Source organism: Acidobacteriota bacterium (assembly GCA_040752915.1).
In the GTDB taxonomy this organism is placed as follows: domain Bacteria; phylum Acidobacteriota; class UBA4820; order UBA4820; family DSQY01; genus JBFLVU01.
The window spans coordinates 1-14,188 of sequence record JBFMHB010000032.1 but is presented as its reverse complement, the minus strand read 5'-3'; the positions used below and the strand labels follow the sequence as shown (position 1 = coordinate 14,188).

Below are 14,188 nucleotides of genomic sequence, written 5' to 3'. Positions count from 1 at the left end.
CCTCCCGCTCACCGGTCCCGGGTCGTCCAGTCGTAGGGGATCACGCCGTTGTCGTGGGCCGCCAGCCTGTACTCGTCCGGGTTCTCGTAGTCGTAAGGCCGGGTGGGAGCGTTCACCACGTACGCCTCCTCCGTCCCGAGGCATTTCCAACCGTGGTACACCCCGATGGGGACCTGCACGAGGAGGGGGTTGTGCTCCCCGATGACGAACTCGTCGATGGCCCCCTTCGTGGGGGAGCCCTCCCGCGTGTCGCAGAGGACGAGCTTCACGGTCCCCTTGACGCACACGAAGTTGTCCTTCTGGAGCTTGTGGTAGTGCCAGGCCTTGACGACTCCGGGGTAGGTCGTGGAGAGGTACATCTGGCCGAAGTGCTCGAAGCACTCGTCGTCGCTCCGGAGCATTTCCATAAGGCGGCCCCGGTCATCGGGGATGACCTTCAGTTTCTTGACCTTCACGTCGTGGATCATGGCGTCCCTCCTGCCACGAGCGTATTCGCGTGGGCGAGGCTGTCGAAGGTGCCCGCATCCGTCCACCAGCCTTGAAGGAATTCGTACCCCAGCCGGCCCATTTGAATGTAGGCGTTGTTCACGTCGGTGATTTCCAGTTCGCCGCGGGCGCTGGGCTTGAGCGTCCGGATGAGGTCGAAGACCTGGGCGTCGTACACATACACGCCCGTCACCGCCCAACGGCTTTCGGGCTCCTTGGGCTTCTCCACGATCTTCACCACGCGGTCCCCTTCGAGGGTGGCCACTCCGAACCGGTGGGGATCGGGAACCTCCTTGAGGGCGATGCGCGCGCCCTCGCCTTTCTGGTCCCTCAGAAACCGCTCGGTGAGGGAGGACAGGCCGTCCTCGAAGAGGTTGTCCCCCAGGATCACGGTGAGGGGGCTCCCTCCCGAGAAGTTCTCCGCCAGGGAGAGGGCCTGGGCGATGCCTCCGGCCTCGTCCTGCACCTTGTACGTGAAGGCGCAGCCGAAGTCCTTGCCCGAGCCCAGGAGGTTGACCACGGCGCCCATGTGCTCCGTTCCCGTCACGATGAGAATGTGGTGAATCCCGATTTCGAGGAGTTTCTCGATGGGGTAGTAGATCATGGGCTTCTTCCCCACCGGGAGCAGGTGCTTGTTGGTGACCTTCGTGAGGGGATAGAGACGGGAGCCGGTCCCTCCGGCCAGGATCACGCCTTTCATTCGCGACTCCAGACATGGGGAAGGCCCGGGACGGCGGCTGGCGCACCCCCGCCGGGACCTTCGTCAGGGGTTTACCAGCGAACGCTCGTCCTCTCGCGAGAGCGGACGTCTTCCTGAAGGGCCTCCACGCCGGAACGGATTCCGTCGGCCCCATCGAGAGGAACCGCGAGGCTTCCCTCCCGAGTGCGAATCACCGCCATGCCCCGCAGGTCCTTGAAGAGGGCCGGACGGTCGGTGATCAGCAGGCAGTCCGAGCAGTTTTCGACGCGCCGGGGGCCCCAGCCCGCGTTTCCCTCCGGGTCCCGCGGGAGGATCCGGTGGAGGGAAGGGTAGGTCCCCACGTCGCTCCAGGAAAAGTCCGCGGGGACCATGGCCACCCCGGCGCTTTTTTCCATGAGCGCATAGTCCACGGAAATGGAAGGGAGGGCGAGATAGGGGCGCGGGTCCCCGCGCTCGAGCCACGCCTCCGAAGCCTCCCACACCCCCGGGCAATGGAGCCCCATCTCCTCCCGCAGACGCCCCACGGGAAAAAGGAACATCCCCGAGTTCCAGGAGGCGCGCCCCTCCGCAAGGAGAGCCTGGGCCTTCTCGCGGTCGGGCTTCTCCACGAAACGCCGGAGGCGGAAGCCCTCCCCGAGGGGGTCCCCGGATTCGATATACCCGTAGGCCGTTTCGGGTCCTGTGGGCCGAATGCCCATGACTCCCAGGACGCGGTGAGCCTTGCATACGCGGGCCAGGCGAGCCACGGTCAGGGCGAAGCGGCCGGGGTCGCCGACGTGATGGTCCGCCGGAAGGACGAGCAGGAGGCCATCCGGCCCCATCCGGCGGAGGGCGTCCGCTCCCGCCAGAGCCACGGCGGCCGCGGTGTTCCTGGGCGCCGGCTCGGCCAGATAGGTGAGCCCCTTGGCCCGGCACCAGCGAGCGAGGGCGGGGGATCCAATGGTGACCGCCCCGGAGGGACGGAGCCGCCTGACCCGGCGGGCCGTGGCGGAGTAGAGGCTCCCCAGGGGACCGAGGGAGACAAAGGGCTTGGGCCGGGCGGACGTGCTCAAAGGCCAGAGGCGCGTGCCGGAGCCGCCCGCCAAGACGGCGACATACAATTCATCGCTATTCACAGATTTCACGGTATTTGCCATTGGCTTTCTAAAAACTCCGCCTTCATTTGTTTCGTATTTGAAACTACACCAGAATGTCGCGATCCACTTCGAGAGGCAGGGAATGTTCCAGGTAGTCGAGCAAGACCCTGACCCTCTCCCTGGACGCGAAATTCTCGAGAACCACGCCCTCGAGGCCGGCGAAGACCCCCTCCTTGAAGCGGACGCGCTGGCCCACCACGAAGGCGGGGAGCGGCTCGGGCGTGAGGTATCCCCTCCCCGCCTCCCGCGTGCGCCAGTGGTCCACCAGGTCCTCCTCCACTCCCGCCAGCAGGTCCCCGAAGAGCAAGGGGCGCAGGACGGCGGGAAAATACCTCACCCGGGGCAAATCCACCGATGGCGAGAGCCAGACGAAGAGGTACCCCGGAAAGAGGGGCCGCAGCGCATCCTTGGACCCCGGTCCCCGGAACTTGGGGGCATAGGTCGAGTACCCCTCCCGGGCGAAAACGGCCGAAGCCACCTCCTCCTTCCGGGGCTTGACGGCCAGAACCGCCCAGACCCTTCGCACGCTCCGAAGGTCCACGAGCATCTAGCGACGACCGGCGTGGAAGTCCCGGATGGCCTGAGCCACCTCCTGGACCTCCTCCTCTCGCAACTCCGCGAAAACCGGGAGGGCGAGGACCTCCGCCGCCGCCTTCTCGGATTCGGGGAAGGCCCCCTCCTGGTACCCGAGGAAACGGAAGCACGACTGCAGGTGGAGGGGGATGGGGTAGTAGATCATGGACCCGATCCCCTTCCCGTCCAGAAAGGCTTTGAGCGCGTCGCGCTCGGGCGTGCGGATCACATACTGGTGGTAGATGTGGACGTACCCCTCGGGTGCGCGGGGCACCGCCACCCCCGGGATGCCCTCGAGGGCCTGGCCGTATCTCTCGGCCACGCGGGCCCGCTCCCTGTTCCAATCGTCCACGTGGCGCAGCTTGACCCGCAGGACCGCCGCCTGGACCTCGTCCAGCCGGGAGTTGTATCCGATGGTCTCGTGGACGTACCGCTCCCGGCTCCCGTGGACCCGCCACATGCGCAGGGCCTCCGCCAGGGCTCCGTCCCCCGTCGTGACGAGGCCGCCGTCGCCGGCCCCGCCCAGGTTCTTCGTGGGGAAGAAGGAAAACCCGGCCATGTCTCCCAGGACGCCCGCGCGACGCCCTTTGTACGAGGAGCCGTAGGCCTGGCACGCGTCCTCCAGAACGAGGAGCCCCCAGTCCTTGGCGAGGCTATTGAGCGCGTCCATGTCACAGCAGAGCCCGTACAGGTGCACGGGCAGGAGGACGCGGATCACGGTTCCCGTGGGCCCGTGCACCGGTCGTCCCCCTTCGCCCCGATGGCACTCCGCTTCAAGGAACCGCTGGAGGGCCCGGGGGGAGAGGTTGAAGGTCTCGGGATCCACGTCCACGAAAAAGGGCCTCCCCCCCGCGTTATGGATCGCTCCGGCGGTGGCGAAGAAGGTAAAGGGAGACGTGATGACGCCCTCCCCAGGCCGGAGGCCGAGAACCCGAAGGCCCAGAAGGAGCGCGTCGGTCCCCGACGCGACCCCCACCGCGTGCCCCGCTCCGAGGTGTTCGGCGGCTTCTTTCTCGAGGGCCTTCCCGTGCTTTCCAAGGATGAAATGCTGGGTCGTGAACACCTCCGCTACGGCCTGCTGGATCTCGGTCTCGATGCGACGGAACTGCCGGGTGAGGTCGAGGACGGGAACGCTCATGATTGGCACCCTCCATGCGTACGGTTTTATACCACACGCCGGTCCGGTGGCGCAAAGCGGGCGGGCCTTTGCCGATGCAGCCGCGGAGTGCTATCTTGTGGGGAAGGAGACTCCCGATGGACGTGACGATCTTTCACAAGCTCCTCGTCAGCGCCATCCAGAAGAACGCGTCGGACATCCACCTCCAGGTCGGCTACCCCCCGCTCCTTCGGGTGAACGGCGAGCTCCTCGAGGTGAAGTACCATCCCCTGGAACCCGAGGAGACCGAGGCGGTGGCGCGGGAGATCCTCTCCCACACGTTTTTCGGAGACAAGATCGGGAACATCTCGGAACTGGACGTCTCCTACGGCCTCGAGGGCCAGGGACGGTTCCGGGTCAACATCTTCAGGCAGCGCGGCACCCTCTCCATCGTCCTGAGGGTCATCCCCGCTTCCATCCTCTCCTTCGCCGAACTCAACCTGCCTCCCGTCCTCGAGCAGGTGGCGAACTTGCGCCGCGGGCTGGTCCTCGTCTCCGGAGCCACCGGAAACGGAAAGTCCACCACCCTCGCCGCCATGCTGGAGTACATCAATCAGACGAGGCGGGCCCACGTCGTCACCATCGAGGACCCCATCGAGTTCCTTTTCCGCCACAAGCTCTCGGTGATTTCCCAGCGGGAGCTGGGGAGCGACACGCCGTCCTACGCCAAGGCCCTTCAGGCCGTGTTGCGGCAGGACCCGGACGTGATCCTCATCGGAGAGATGCGCGACGGGGAGACGGCGGACACGGCCCTCAAGGCGGCGGAGACCGGCCACCTGGTCCTCGCCTCCCTCCACACGACGGACGCGGTCAAGACCATCAACCGGATGATCGGGTTCTTCCCTCCGGACCAGGAGACCTCCGTGAGGAAGCGGCTCTCGGACGCTCTCATGGCCGTGATCTGCCTGCGGCTCCTGCCGCAGAAATCGGTCCTGGGAAGGATCCCGGCGGTGGAGGTGCTCCGCGTCACACGAACCATCCAGGAGTGCATCCGGGATCCGGAGAAACTCGCCGAGATCCCGGGCCACATGGACAAGGGCCGCGACGTCTACGGGATGCAGTCCTTCGACCAGAACATCCTGGAACTCGTGAAGGCCGGAAAGATCGACCTGGACGTGGCGAAGGCCTCCTTCAGCAACCCCGCCGAGCTCGAGCGCGCCCTCATGCTCGAGGGCTAGCGGGCCGCCGCGCCCCTCGCCCTGGGGCGCTCGGGCATCCCGCTTACCGGCTTGCAGGCTTCCCCCGCACCGTCCTAAAAGGGTCCGCCCAGGGCCTCCAGGGCGCGCGCGAGCCCCTCGTCGTCGAGATCGTGGTGGGTCACGAAGCGGATGGACCGCTCGTTCAGGACGTGGCAGAGGATGCCCCGCTCCTTGAGCACCTCGCCCACGCGGGGCGCCGCAAGGGGCGGCCGCACGGAGGTCACGACGATGTTGGTCTCCACCGAGGGGAGGTCCACATCGAAGAGGTCCGTTTCCGCCAGGCGTCGGGCCAGGGCCTTCGCCCGGCGGTGGTCCTCGGCGAGGCGTCCGGTCATGGCCTCCAGGGCCACCAGCCCCGCCGCCGCCAGGACGCCCGCCTGCCGCATGCCTCCGCCCATCATCTTCCGCACGCGCCGGGCGCGCTCCACGAAATCGGCGCTCCCGCACAGCAGGGATCCGGCGGGGGCGCAGAGCCCCTTGGAGACGCAGAACATGACCGAATCGAAGGGGGCCGCAAGATCCGCCGCGGACACCCCGAGGGCCACCGCGGCGTTGAAGATGCGCGCCCCGTCCAGGTGGGTGGGAAGGCCGAAGCGGCGCGCCGCTTCGCCGATGGCGGCGGCGTGGCCGGGCGGGCAAACGGTCCCGCCCGCCAGGTTGGCCGTGTTTTCGACCGCGACCAGCCCCGTCTGGGCCAGGTAGTAGCTCCTGGGGCGGACGGCGGCCTCCACGTCCCCAGGATCCAGCTGGCCTCGAAGACCCGGAACGGGTCGGGCGAGAACCCCCGAGAAGGCCGCCATCATGGCCATTTCCACGTTGTAGATGTGGCAAGAGGCCTCGCAAATGACCTCCTGGCCCGGCTGGGTGTGCACCTTGACCGCGGCCTGATTGGCCATCGTGCCCGACGGGAAGAAGAGGGCGGCCTCCTTCCCCACGGCCTTTGCGGCCGCCTCCTGAAGCCGGTTGACGGTGGGGTCTTCTCCGTAGACGTCGTCGCCCACCTCCGCCTCCGCCATGGCCCGGCGCATGGCGGGCGTGGGATGCGTCACCGTGTCCGACCTGAGGTCCACCCAGCGAGCGTCCATGCTGATCCTCCCCCGTCCCTCCCGCGGCCTCGACGCCGCTCGGGCGTCTTATTATAGACGCTCCCGCCGGGGAGCCCAACGCGGGGTTGCCTCGGGAAAGACCCCTGGTCTATCCTGGGGCTCTACCGTAGGAGAGTCGATGGTTCCGGCCGTTGCCATCGAGGACCTGACCAAGTCCTTCAAGGGCCACCTCTCCGTGGGCAGGCACCCCGTGTTGAAGGGGGTCACCCTGGAGGTTCCCCGCGGCGGAATCTACGGGTTCCTCGGTCCCAACGGCGCGGGAAAGACGACCACGCTCAAGATCCTCATGGGCCTGCTTTTCGCCGATTCGGGCCACGTGCGGATCCTCGGCCGGCCCCTTGGGGATCCGTCGGCGAGGGCCCGCATCGGGTTTCTTCCCGAGGCGCCCTATTTCTACGATTACCTCACGGGGTCCGAACTCCTGGACTTCATGGGGCGCCTCTTCGGGCTCTCCGCGCGCGAAACAGCGGACCGGGGGACTCGGTTGCTCCGGACCGTCGGCCTCGAGGGCAAGGGCGGGCTCCAGCTGCGGAAGTACAGCAAAGGGATGCTTCAGCGGATCGGCCTGGCCCAGGCGCTCATCAACGATCCCGAACTCGTCCTCCTCGACGAGCCCATGAGCGGCCTGGATCCCATCGGCCGCCGCGAGATCCGAGACCTCATCCTGGACCTCAGGCACCAGGGAAAGACGGTTTTCTTCTCGTCCCACATCCTCGCCGACGCCGAAGCCATCTGCGACGCGGTGGCCATTCTCATGGGAGGCCGCGTGGTCCGGGAGGGACCCCTGGACAGCCTGTTGGGCTCGGAGGTCCGGTTCTGGGACGTGACGCTTCTGGCCCAGACGGCCTTCGCGCCCCCTCCGGATGCGGAGATCCTGGCCCGGATGGGGTCCCAAGTCCTGGTCAGGGTCTCCCGGGAGGAAGCCCTTCAGACCCTCCTGGACGAGGCGCGCCGGGCGGGCGCCCGGGTCCGATCCGTGACCCCTCAGAAGGTGTCCCTCGAGGACCTGTTTCTGGCCCAGGTGCCGCCGGGGGCCGCGCCATGATCCCGACCCGCGAATCGGCGCGCCTCTTTCGCGCCCAGGTATGGGCCATCGCCCGCAACACCTTCCGGGAGTCTGTCCGCAGCCGCGTCTTTTACATCCTGCTGGCATTCGCCGTGGGCCTGCTGGGATTCTCCTACGTTCTCGGCTTTCTCGCCGTGGGGATCCTTCGCAAGGTCGTCCTGGACGTGGGCCTGTCCACCATCTCCTATTTCACGGCGCTCACCGCCATCTTCGTCGGGATCGGCCTCGTCTACCAGGAGATCGAAAAGAAGACCATCTACAACATTCTTTCCAAGCCGGTGGATCGGGGCCGTTTCATCCTGGGACGCTACGCCGGCCTCCTCCTCGTGCTCCTGGTGAACCTCGCCGCCATGGTGGCGGTCCTGTCCCTGGTCCTCGTCCTCGTGGGTGGATTCACGCCGCGGATCTTCGCGGCCGCCTACTTCACGGCCCTCGAACTGATGGTGCTCACGGCGGTGGCGATCTTCTTCTCCTCCGTGGCTTCGCCCGTGGTCAGCGCGTTGTGCACCGCCGCCTTCTACGTGATCGGCCACACGAGTTCGGCCCTGCCCGAGGTTCTCCTTCCCCAGGTGGAGTCGGTCTTCGGGCGCAAGATCATCGTCCTCCTGTACCACGTGCTTCCCGACCTGAACATGTTGAGCATCACGGACCTCGTCGCCCACGACCTTCCGGTGGCGCCCGGGTTCACGCCCCGGGCCACCCTCTACACGCTCCTGTTCGTGGTGATCCTCCTGTCGGCCTCGGCCCTGAGTTTCCGACGTCGAGACCTCCTATGAACCTCCGGCACGCCCTGGCCTTGATCCTTCTGGCGGCCTTGCTGGTGACGGCGGGGTCGCTTCACTCGAGCCTCGCCGACCTCCGCGCCGGGTACTCCGACGAGTTTCGCTCGTATTACATACCCTCCAGCGGATACATGAAGGTGGCCAGCCTGGGCCAGAGGAATCTCTGGGCGGACCTGATCTTCGTATGGGCGGTGCAGTACTTCGACCGGTATGGCAAGGAGGTGCGGGGCACCTACCTCTCGCGGACCTTTGACACCCTGACGGACCTGGACCCTCGATTCTATGAGGCGTACATCTTCGGGTGCCTCTTCCTGTCCCTGGACCAGAACTGGGACGCCCTCTACCGCCTGGCCGACAAGGGCATCTCCTTCAATTCCAAGAACTGGCTTCTGCCATGGGAGGCGGGCACCTACGCCTTCTTCCAGGCCAAGGACTACGAGCAGGCGGCGCGCTACTTCCAGATCGCCCACGACCGGAACCCGGAGGAGATCCTCATCAAGGACATGCTGGCCAACTCCCTCAAGTACAGAGGGGATTACGAGCGATCTCTCGAGTTCTGGACCAAGATTCGCGGCCAGTTCGAGGGCGACGATTCCTCGCGCGGCCGGTTCTTCCGCCTGGCCGCGGACCGAAACATCTTCGATCTTCGGGTCAAGATCGACCTCAGGCGGCTGGAGGCCGCGGTGGACGCCTTCACGAAAGCAAAGGGGGCTCGTCCCCAGCGCCTCTCGGACCTGGTCCGGGACGGCTTCCTTCCCGGAGTGCCCATGGACCCCTACGGGGAACCGTACCTGTACGACCCCTCCAGCGGGGACGTGCGGTGCAGCAAGCCCTTCAATTTCAGGGGAGCCTACGGCCAATGGTGAGCCCCCTGTTCGATGCCTCCCTCTTTCTGCCCGCCGCCGGGCTCTTGGGGCTGGTGTGGGGCTCCTTCGCCAACGTCCTGATCCACCGGCTCCCACGAGGCGAATCCGTGGTCTCGCCGGGTTCCCGCTGTCCCGCCTGCGCCGCTCCCATCCGGTGGTTTCAGAACGTCCCCCTCCTCTCCTGGGTGGCCCTCCGAGGCCGGTGCGCCTCGTGCCGGACGCCCATCAGCCCCCGGTATCCCCTCGTGGAGGCGGCCATGGGAGGGCTCTTTCTCGCGTGCGCCGCCGCCTTCGGCCCCAGCCCCGCCTCCGCCATCGGAGCCCTCTTTTCCTTCCTCGCCCTGTGCCTGGGACTCATCGACCTGGAACACCAGATCCTGCCGGACCGCCTCACCCTCCCCGGCATCGCGCTGGGGCTCGGCTCCTCGTTCTTCGTTCCCTGGACGACCCCCTGGGCGTCCCTCCTCGGGGCGGTCCTCGGCGCGGCCCTGCCCGCGGCCCTCATCGGCGCCTACGCCCTCTTCTCGGTGGAGGCCATGGGCTGGGGAGACGTGAAGCTCCTGGCCATGCTGGGAGCGTTCCTGGGATGGAAGGGGATGCTCCTCGCCCTCTTCGGGGGCGCCTTGATCGGGACCCTGGCCGGGGGGGCGTACCTCCTGGCCGCGGGGAAGGACCGCCGAACCCCCCTGCCCTTCGGCACGTTTCTTTGCGCCGCCGGTCTCGGAGCCCTCTTTTGGGGACCGGCCTTCTGGAGCCGGTACCAGGCGCTCCTCCTCCCCTCCCCGCCATGACGGCCTTTGACCGAAAAACGGCCTCCGCGTGGACGTGGCTCCTCCTGTGCGGCGCCCTCACCGTGGCCGGCCTGTGGCTCGTCCTCTCCCTGTCCCGCTCCCTGGCCCGGGAGAGGGGGCTCGTCGAGAGCCAGGCTTCCATGATCGGGCGGCTGGCCGCGGCGCGGGCGGCCCACCTCCCCCTGTCACCCGGCTCGGGATCTCTTTCGGGGCGCATCCTTCCTGGGGCCCCTCCCAAGGACGCGGCCGTCCGTCCGCGGGGCGCCGCCCTCCTCCTGGGAAAGCGGGTCCTCTGGGGGGACGCCGGTTTCGCCCCACCGGTCCTCGCGGTTCCGCCTGCCGGGTCCGACGTGGTGGCGTTTGAGGGGTCCCATCCCCACTACGCGCGCACCTTCGAGGACGGCCGGACCCTCGTGGTGGCGTTCCAGGCTCCCGCCTTCGCGGCCTTGCGCGGGCGGTACGTGGCCGCGCTCGCCGTGGACCTGTTGGCCCTCGCCGCCCTCCTGGCTCTCATGACCTGGTTCTCCAGCCGCCTTTACGGCGCTTACCGGGGCATGGAAGCCAGCCTGAGGGAAGCCGGGAGTCTCCTCGCCTCGGAGGCACCTTCCCCCACGGAGGGGGCCGCCATTCAGGTCTTTCAAAAGGCCCTCGCCGAGCTGAGGAGCCGGACCACCGAATTGGAGGCCCTGCACGCGCGAGAGCGCCGCCGCCTCGAAGAAGTGGAGGGGCTCGCGGAGACGCTCAGCGCGAACCTCGACGCGGGATTTCTGCGGTTCGACGAGGAGGGGCGGCTCATCGGGCTGAACGCTTCGGCGCGGAGCTTGCTCGGTCTCACCGAGATCCCGCGGCTGGGAGACACGGAGGCGGCGCTCCTGGCGACCCGGCCGGCCGTCCGCGACGTGCTGGACGAGGCGCGGGAGACCCGCGCCATCGCCTTGAGGGACGAGGTGGAGGGTGCACCGGGAGTGGTCCTCCAGGTGGCGGGCATCCCCCTCTTCAACCTCCTCCACCAGCGGAAGGGTCATCTGCTCCTATTGAAAGACCAGACGGGCGTGGCGTCCCTGAGAAGGGCCCTGCGGGAAACCGAGTCCCTCAGCCGGCTCGGGGAGGTGGCCGCGGGAGTGGCCCATGAGGTCCGCAACAGCCTCGGCGCACTTCTCGCGCACCTGAGGCTCCTGGAGGCCGACCATCCGGGCCTCTCCGGAGACGGCCACTTTCGGGCGCTTCGCGAGGAAGCGGCCCGCGTGGAGCAGGTGGTCCAAAATCTCCTGGAATTCGCCCGCCCCTTGCCCATCGCCCGTGAACAGGTGGCCCTGCGGGAACTGCTCCTCCAGGAGGCCTCCCTCCTCCGGGAATCCTCCCCGGGCCTTGAAGTCGAGGTGGAGTGCTCCGAAGGCCTTGAAGCGGAAGCCGACCCCGATGCCCTCTCGAGGGCCGTTCGCAACCTGGCTCGAAACGCGGCGGAGGCCGCCACCTCGGCGGGCCGGCCGGGGCGCGTGCGGCTTCAGGCCGCGGAGACCGCGGGGGAGGTGGCCATCGTCGTGGAGGACGACGGCCCCGGACTCCCCGCCGGCATGGAAGAGTCCGTGTTCACGCCCTTTTCCAGCCAGAAACCCGGTGGAACGGGCCTGGGCCTACCCATCGCGCGCAAGATCGCGAGGGAGCACGGAGGGGATCTCGTGGCCTTCAAGTCGGACCTGGGAGGCGCCGGATTCCGCCTGATCCTGCCGCGGACGGGCCCCCGGCTGGAACCCTGACCGCTCCGATCATGTTACTCTACGTATGGAGGTGACCATGCGACGTTGGATTGGCGCGCTCGTTCTGGCCGCCCCTCTCGCCCTCTCGGCCGCCGAAGGAAGCTGGTTTCAGGGCACCCTGGACCAGGCCAAGGCCGCGGCCGCGGAGAGGGGGACGGTGGTGGTCCTCAAGTTTTACGCCGACTGGTGAGGGAGCTGCACAAAACTGGACCGTGAAGTCCTGACGCCCCCCATGTTGGAGAAACTCTCGAAGGCGGCCGTTCTGGTGCGCCTGAACACGGATACCCCCGAGGGCAAGGAGCAGAGCCGCGCCTTCAACCTCCGGGGCATACCGACCACGGTGATCCTGGACGGACGCGGGAAAGAAGTGGACCGGATCATCGGATACGAGGGGCGGTCCGAATGGACCCGAACGCTCCTCGCCTACCTCTACGGAGTGGACACCCTCGACGACCTCCTGGACCGCCACCGGGTCGGCGCCTCCCCGGAACTCGCCCGCGACATCGCGGAAAAGTACCTCGGGCGCGGCTCGGCCAAGGACGCTCTGGCCTGGGTGGAAACGGCACGGAGCGGCTGGCCTTCCGACAGGGCCCAGGAGGTGCTCGGCCTGGACTTGATCCAGGGGCAGGCCCTCCTCCGGGAGGACCCTCCCCGGGGCCAGGAGGTCCTGAAGGGCCTTGCTCTGAAGGGGACTCAGCCTTACGCCGATGAGGCCTTCGACGCACTGTCGGGTTATCACCGCAGGCAGGCCCGAGCCGCGAAGTCCCCCGAGGAGAAGCAAAAGGCCCAGGACTTGATGCTCGCCCTGTACCACGAGATCCTCCCCTCCAAGCAGGACGATTCGGGATTCCTCAACGGGTACGCCTGGCACTGCGCCGAGCTGGGCGTGGAGCTCGACAAGGCCGCTCTGGCCGCCCAGCGGGCCGTGACCCTGAGCCACGAGGACCCGGGGATCCTCGACACGCTCGCCGAGGTGTATTACAAGATGGGCAAGAGGTCCGAGGCCCTCGCCGCCATCGAGAAGGCCGTTGCCAAGAACCCGGACGACGCCTACCTCAAGGGTCAGAGGGAGAAGATCCTCAAGATGGAGGCCGGAGCCGAGTAGGTTCGGTCGATCCGAATGGTCCACGGGCCTCCCCCGCCCCGCGCGTGGGAGGCCCTTTGCGTCGGGCCCGGGCTTGGGAGAGGAGGTGGGGCGCGTGGGCGTTGAACCCGGCCGCCGGACCGCGCTCGTCCTCGCGCTGGCCGCTGGCGCGGGGGCGGCCAATTTTCTGGCGACGTCCATCTTCCCAATGGCCGCCTCCGCCGCCCTGGCCGCCCTCTGCGCTTCGAAACCCCGACTTCGAACGGCCTCCACGGCGCTCTTCGCCGCCGTGCTCGGACTCTGGATCGGCGGACTCGGCCTGCGGGAGCCCGAACCCGACGGCCTCGAGATACTCGTCCGGGAAGCCGGAGGGGAGGCGTTCGTCTGGGTGCGCGGTTCGGTCGTCCACGCCCAGCCGTGGGTGGATGGCAGTCGCTGCCTCCTTCGCGTCTCCACCTTCGGGGGGGCCGGAGGGGACCATCCGTGCCGCAGCCGGGTCCTGGCCTACCTGCCCATCCCCCCGCCCGTGGAAGGAAGCGCCTTCGAAGCCAGTCTCCGCCTGGAGGCTCCTCGGCCGCCCACCAACCCGGGACAGCCCGACCGAGCCGCCCGGCTGGAGCGGGAGGGGACGGACCTGGTCGCCACCTGCCGAAGCCCGGGCCTCTTTCGCGCCTCCCCACCTCCCTTCCTGGGCCTCGTCTCCCGATACAGGAGGGCTCTGGAGTCACGGTTCCTGCGGGCGGAGGGAGGCGACGCCGCCATTCTCCTGGCGGTCCTGTTGGGTGAGCGCGGGCTCCTTTCCGAGGACCAGGTGGAGGTGCTCAGCCGTTCGGGGCTCTATCACCTCGTGGCCCTTTCCGGACAGCACGTGGGCCTTCTGCTCCTCCTGTTTTCTTTCCTCGCTCACGCCACCGGGGTCTCCCCCTCCGTGCGCGACGGTGCGGGGCTCATCCTCCTGGGCCTCTTCGGACTCCTGGCCGCATCGAGCGCTTCCCTGACCCGCGCCCTGCTGATGGCGGGGCTGTTCCTGACGGCCCGTCTGTTGGCGCGCCCCCAGGGCGCTTTCGGGGCCTGGTCCTTCGCCCTGGCGGCCCTGCTGGTCCTCCATCCGGCCTGGCTGCTCGACGCGGGCTTCCAGCTCACCTTCGCGGCCACCTTCGGGATCCTGATCCTGTGGGATGCCCTCCCCGAGTCCCTTTCTGGACCGGGCCTGCGGCAACAGGTCCTCCGCCTTCTCTGGGTCGGCTTGTGCGCCCAGCTCGCCACGCTTCCGATCCTGGCCCTCACCTTCCACCGGATCTCCCTCCTGGGATGGCTGGCCACGCCCCTGGCGTCGGTTCCCCTCCTCGGACTGTTGGCTTTCGGGATTCCCTACATGGCGGGTCTCGCCTTCGTCCCTCTTGCGGGAGACGGGCTCCTGTGGATCCTGGCGGGGCTGGGGCGCGTTTTTCTCTGGCTCCCCTCGGCGTTGGGGTCCGTTCGGAGC

The 14,188-nt window shown here is 67.9% G+C and carries 15 protein-coding genes; 9 read left to right on the top strand and 6 right to left on the bottom strand.

Features of this window, described 5'->3' with window-relative positions; genetic code table 11:
• Positions 1-8: 8 nt before the first annotated feature.
• The 5 genes from AB1824_07585 to AB1824_07565 all read right to left on the bottom strand — a co-directional run bounded on the left by AB1824_07585 (position 9) and on the right by AB1824_07565 (position 4,033).
• Positions 9-467 carry a dTDP-4-dehydrorhamnose 3,5-epimerase family protein gene (locus AB1824_07585; protein ID MEW5764825.1) on the bottom strand — a complete coding sequence of 153 codons (459 nt, stop codon included), beginning with the start codon at positions 465-467 and terminating at the stop codon, positions 9-11.
• On the bottom strand, positions 464-1,186 hold the full coding sequence (locus AB1824_07580) for a sugar phosphate nucleotidyltransferase (GenBank protein MEW5764824.1): 723 nt from the start codon (positions 1,184-1,186) through the stop codon (positions 464-466). Before AB1824_07580 ends, AB1824_07585 begins: the two co-directional genes overlap by 4 nt.
• A 71-nt stretch (positions 1,187-1,257) precedes the next feature.
• A complete protein-coding gene (locus tag AB1824_07575) occupies positions 1,258-2,310 on the bottom strand; it encodes a sugar phosphate nucleotidyltransferase (GenBank protein ID MEW5764823.1) in 1,053 nt (350 codons plus the stop codon).
• Positions 2,311-2,365: 55 nt separating this feature from the next.
• Positions 2,366-2,869 (bottom strand): transcription termination/antitermination NusG family protein, encoded by a 504-nt coding sequence (locus AB1824_07570; protein ID MEW5764822.1) that lies wholly within the window; start codon positions 2,867-2,869, stop codon positions 2,366-2,368.
• A complete protein-coding gene (locus AB1824_07565; protein ID MEW5764821.1) occupies positions 2,870-4,033 on the bottom strand; it encodes a DegT/DnrJ/EryC1/StrS family aminotransferase in 1,164 nt (387 codons plus the stop codon).
• Positions 4,034-4,149: 116 nt separating this feature from the next.
• Between AB1824_07565 and AB1824_07560 the strand changes: the two genes are divergently transcribed.
• A complete protein-coding gene (locus AB1824_07560) occupies positions 4,150-5,229 on the top strand; it encodes a PilT/PilU family type 4a pilus ATPase (protein ID MEW5764820.1) in 1,080 nt (359 codons plus the stop codon).
• Between the two features lie 74 nt (positions 5,230-5,303).
• On the opposite strand, the gene AB1824_07555 is transcribed toward AB1824_07560, so the two are convergent.
• Entirely contained in the window at positions 5,304-6,335 is a 1,032-nt protein-coding gene (locus tag AB1824_07555; GenBank protein MEW5764819.1) for a GntG family PLP-dependent aldolase, read from the bottom strand.
• Between the two features lie 139 nt (positions 6,336-6,474).
• Here AB1824_07555 and AB1824_07550 point away from each other — a divergent pair, with 139 nt between their 5' ends.
• From AB1824_07550 to AB1824_07515, 8 genes are all read left to right on the top strand, one after another.
• Positions 6,475-7,401 (top strand): ABC transporter ATP-binding protein, encoded by a 927-nt coding sequence (locus AB1824_07550; protein ID MEW5764818.1) that lies wholly within the window; start codon positions 6,475-6,477, stop codon positions 7,399-7,401.
• Positions 7,398-8,198 carry an ABC transporter permease gene (locus AB1824_07545; GenBank protein ID MEW5764817.1) on the top strand — a complete coding sequence of 267 codons (801 nt, stop codon included), beginning with the start codon at positions 7,398-7,400 and terminating at the stop codon, positions 8,196-8,198. Before AB1824_07550 ends, AB1824_07545 begins: the two co-directional genes overlap by 4 nt.
• Positions 8,195-9,070 (top strand): hypothetical protein, encoded by an 876-nt coding sequence (locus AB1824_07540; GenBank protein ID MEW5764816.1) that lies wholly within the window; start codon positions 8,195-8,197, stop codon positions 9,068-9,070. Before AB1824_07545 ends, AB1824_07540 begins: the two co-directional genes overlap by 4 nt.
• Positions 9,064-9,861 carry a prepilin peptidase gene (locus AB1824_07535; GenBank protein ID MEW5764815.1) on the top strand — a complete coding sequence of 266 codons (798 nt, stop codon included), beginning with the start codon at positions 9,064-9,066 and terminating at the stop codon, positions 9,859-9,861. Before AB1824_07540 ends, AB1824_07535 begins: the two co-directional genes overlap by 7 nt.
• On the top strand, positions 9,804-11,618 hold the full coding sequence (locus AB1824_07530) for an ATP-binding protein (GenBank protein ID MEW5764814.1): 1,815 nt from the start codon (positions 9,804-9,806) through the stop codon (positions 11,616-11,618). Before AB1824_07535 ends, AB1824_07530 begins: the two co-directional genes overlap by 58 nt.
• 37 nt (positions 11,619-11,655) lie before the next feature.
• A complete protein-coding gene (locus AB1824_07525) occupies positions 11,656-11,808 on the top strand; it encodes a hypothetical protein (protein MEW5764813.1) in 153 nt (50 codons plus the stop codon).
• A gap of 42 nt (positions 11,809-11,850) precedes the next feature.
• On the top strand, positions 11,851-12,723 hold the full coding sequence (locus tag AB1824_07520; protein ID MEW5764812.1) for a tetratricopeptide repeat protein: 873 nt from the start codon (positions 11,851-11,853) through the stop codon (positions 12,721-12,723).
• Between the two features lie 94 nt (positions 12,724-12,817).
• A partial coding sequence (locus AB1824_07515; GenBank protein ID MEW5764811.1) for a ComEC/Rec2 family competence protein occupies positions 12,818-14,188 on the top strand: 1,371 nt, incomplete at its 3' end.

Excerpts from the sequence above, each read along its gene's own strand:
- AB1824_07565 (MEW5764821.1), bottom strand. The coding sequence starts at position 4,033 with ATGAGCGTTCCCGTCCTCGACCTCACCCGGCAGTTCCGTCGCATCGAG.
- AB1824_07550 (MEW5764818.1), top strand. The coding sequence starts at position 6,475 with ATGGTTCCGGCCGTTGCCATCGAGGACCTGACCAAGTCCTTCAAGGGC.
- AB1824_07535 (MEW5764815.1), top strand. The coding sequence starts at position 9,064 with ATGGTGAGCCCCCTGTTCGATGCCTCCCTCTTTCTGCCCGCCGCCGGG.
- AB1824_07570 (MEW5764822.1), bottom strand. The coding sequence starts at position 2,869 with ATGCTCGTGGACCTTCGGAGCGTGCGAAGGGTCTGGGCGGTTCTGGCC.
- AB1824_07580 (MEW5764824.1), bottom strand. The coding sequence starts at position 1,186 with ATGAAAGGCGTGATCCTGGCCGGAGGGACCGGCTCCCGTCTCTATCCC.
- AB1824_07560 (MEW5764820.1), top strand. The coding sequence starts at position 4,150 with ATGGACGTGACGATCTTTCACAAGCTCCTCGTCAGCGCCATCCAGAAG.
- AB1824_07545 (MEW5764817.1), top strand. The coding sequence starts at position 7,398 with ATGATCCCGACCCGCGAATCGGCGCGCCTCTTTCGCGCCCAGGTATGG.
- AB1824_07585 (MEW5764825.1), bottom strand. The coding sequence starts at position 467 with ATGATCCACGACGTGAAGGTCAAGAAACTGAAGGTCATCCCCGATGAC.
- AB1824_07520 (MEW5764812.1), top strand. The coding sequence starts at position 11,851 with ATGTTGGAGAAACTCTCGAAGGCGGCCGTTCTGGTGCGCCTGAACACG.
- AB1824_07540 (MEW5764816.1), top strand. The coding sequence starts at position 8,195 with ATGAACCTCCGGCACGCCCTGGCCTTGATCCTTCTGGCGGCCTTGCTG.
- AB1824_07555 (MEW5764819.1), bottom strand. The coding sequence starts at position 6,335 with ATGGACGCTCGCTGGGTGGACCTCAGGTCGGACACGGTGACGCATCCC.
- AB1824_07525 (MEW5764813.1), top strand. The coding sequence starts at position 11,656 with ATGCGACGTTGGATTGGCGCGCTCGTTCTGGCCGCCCCTCTCGCCCTC.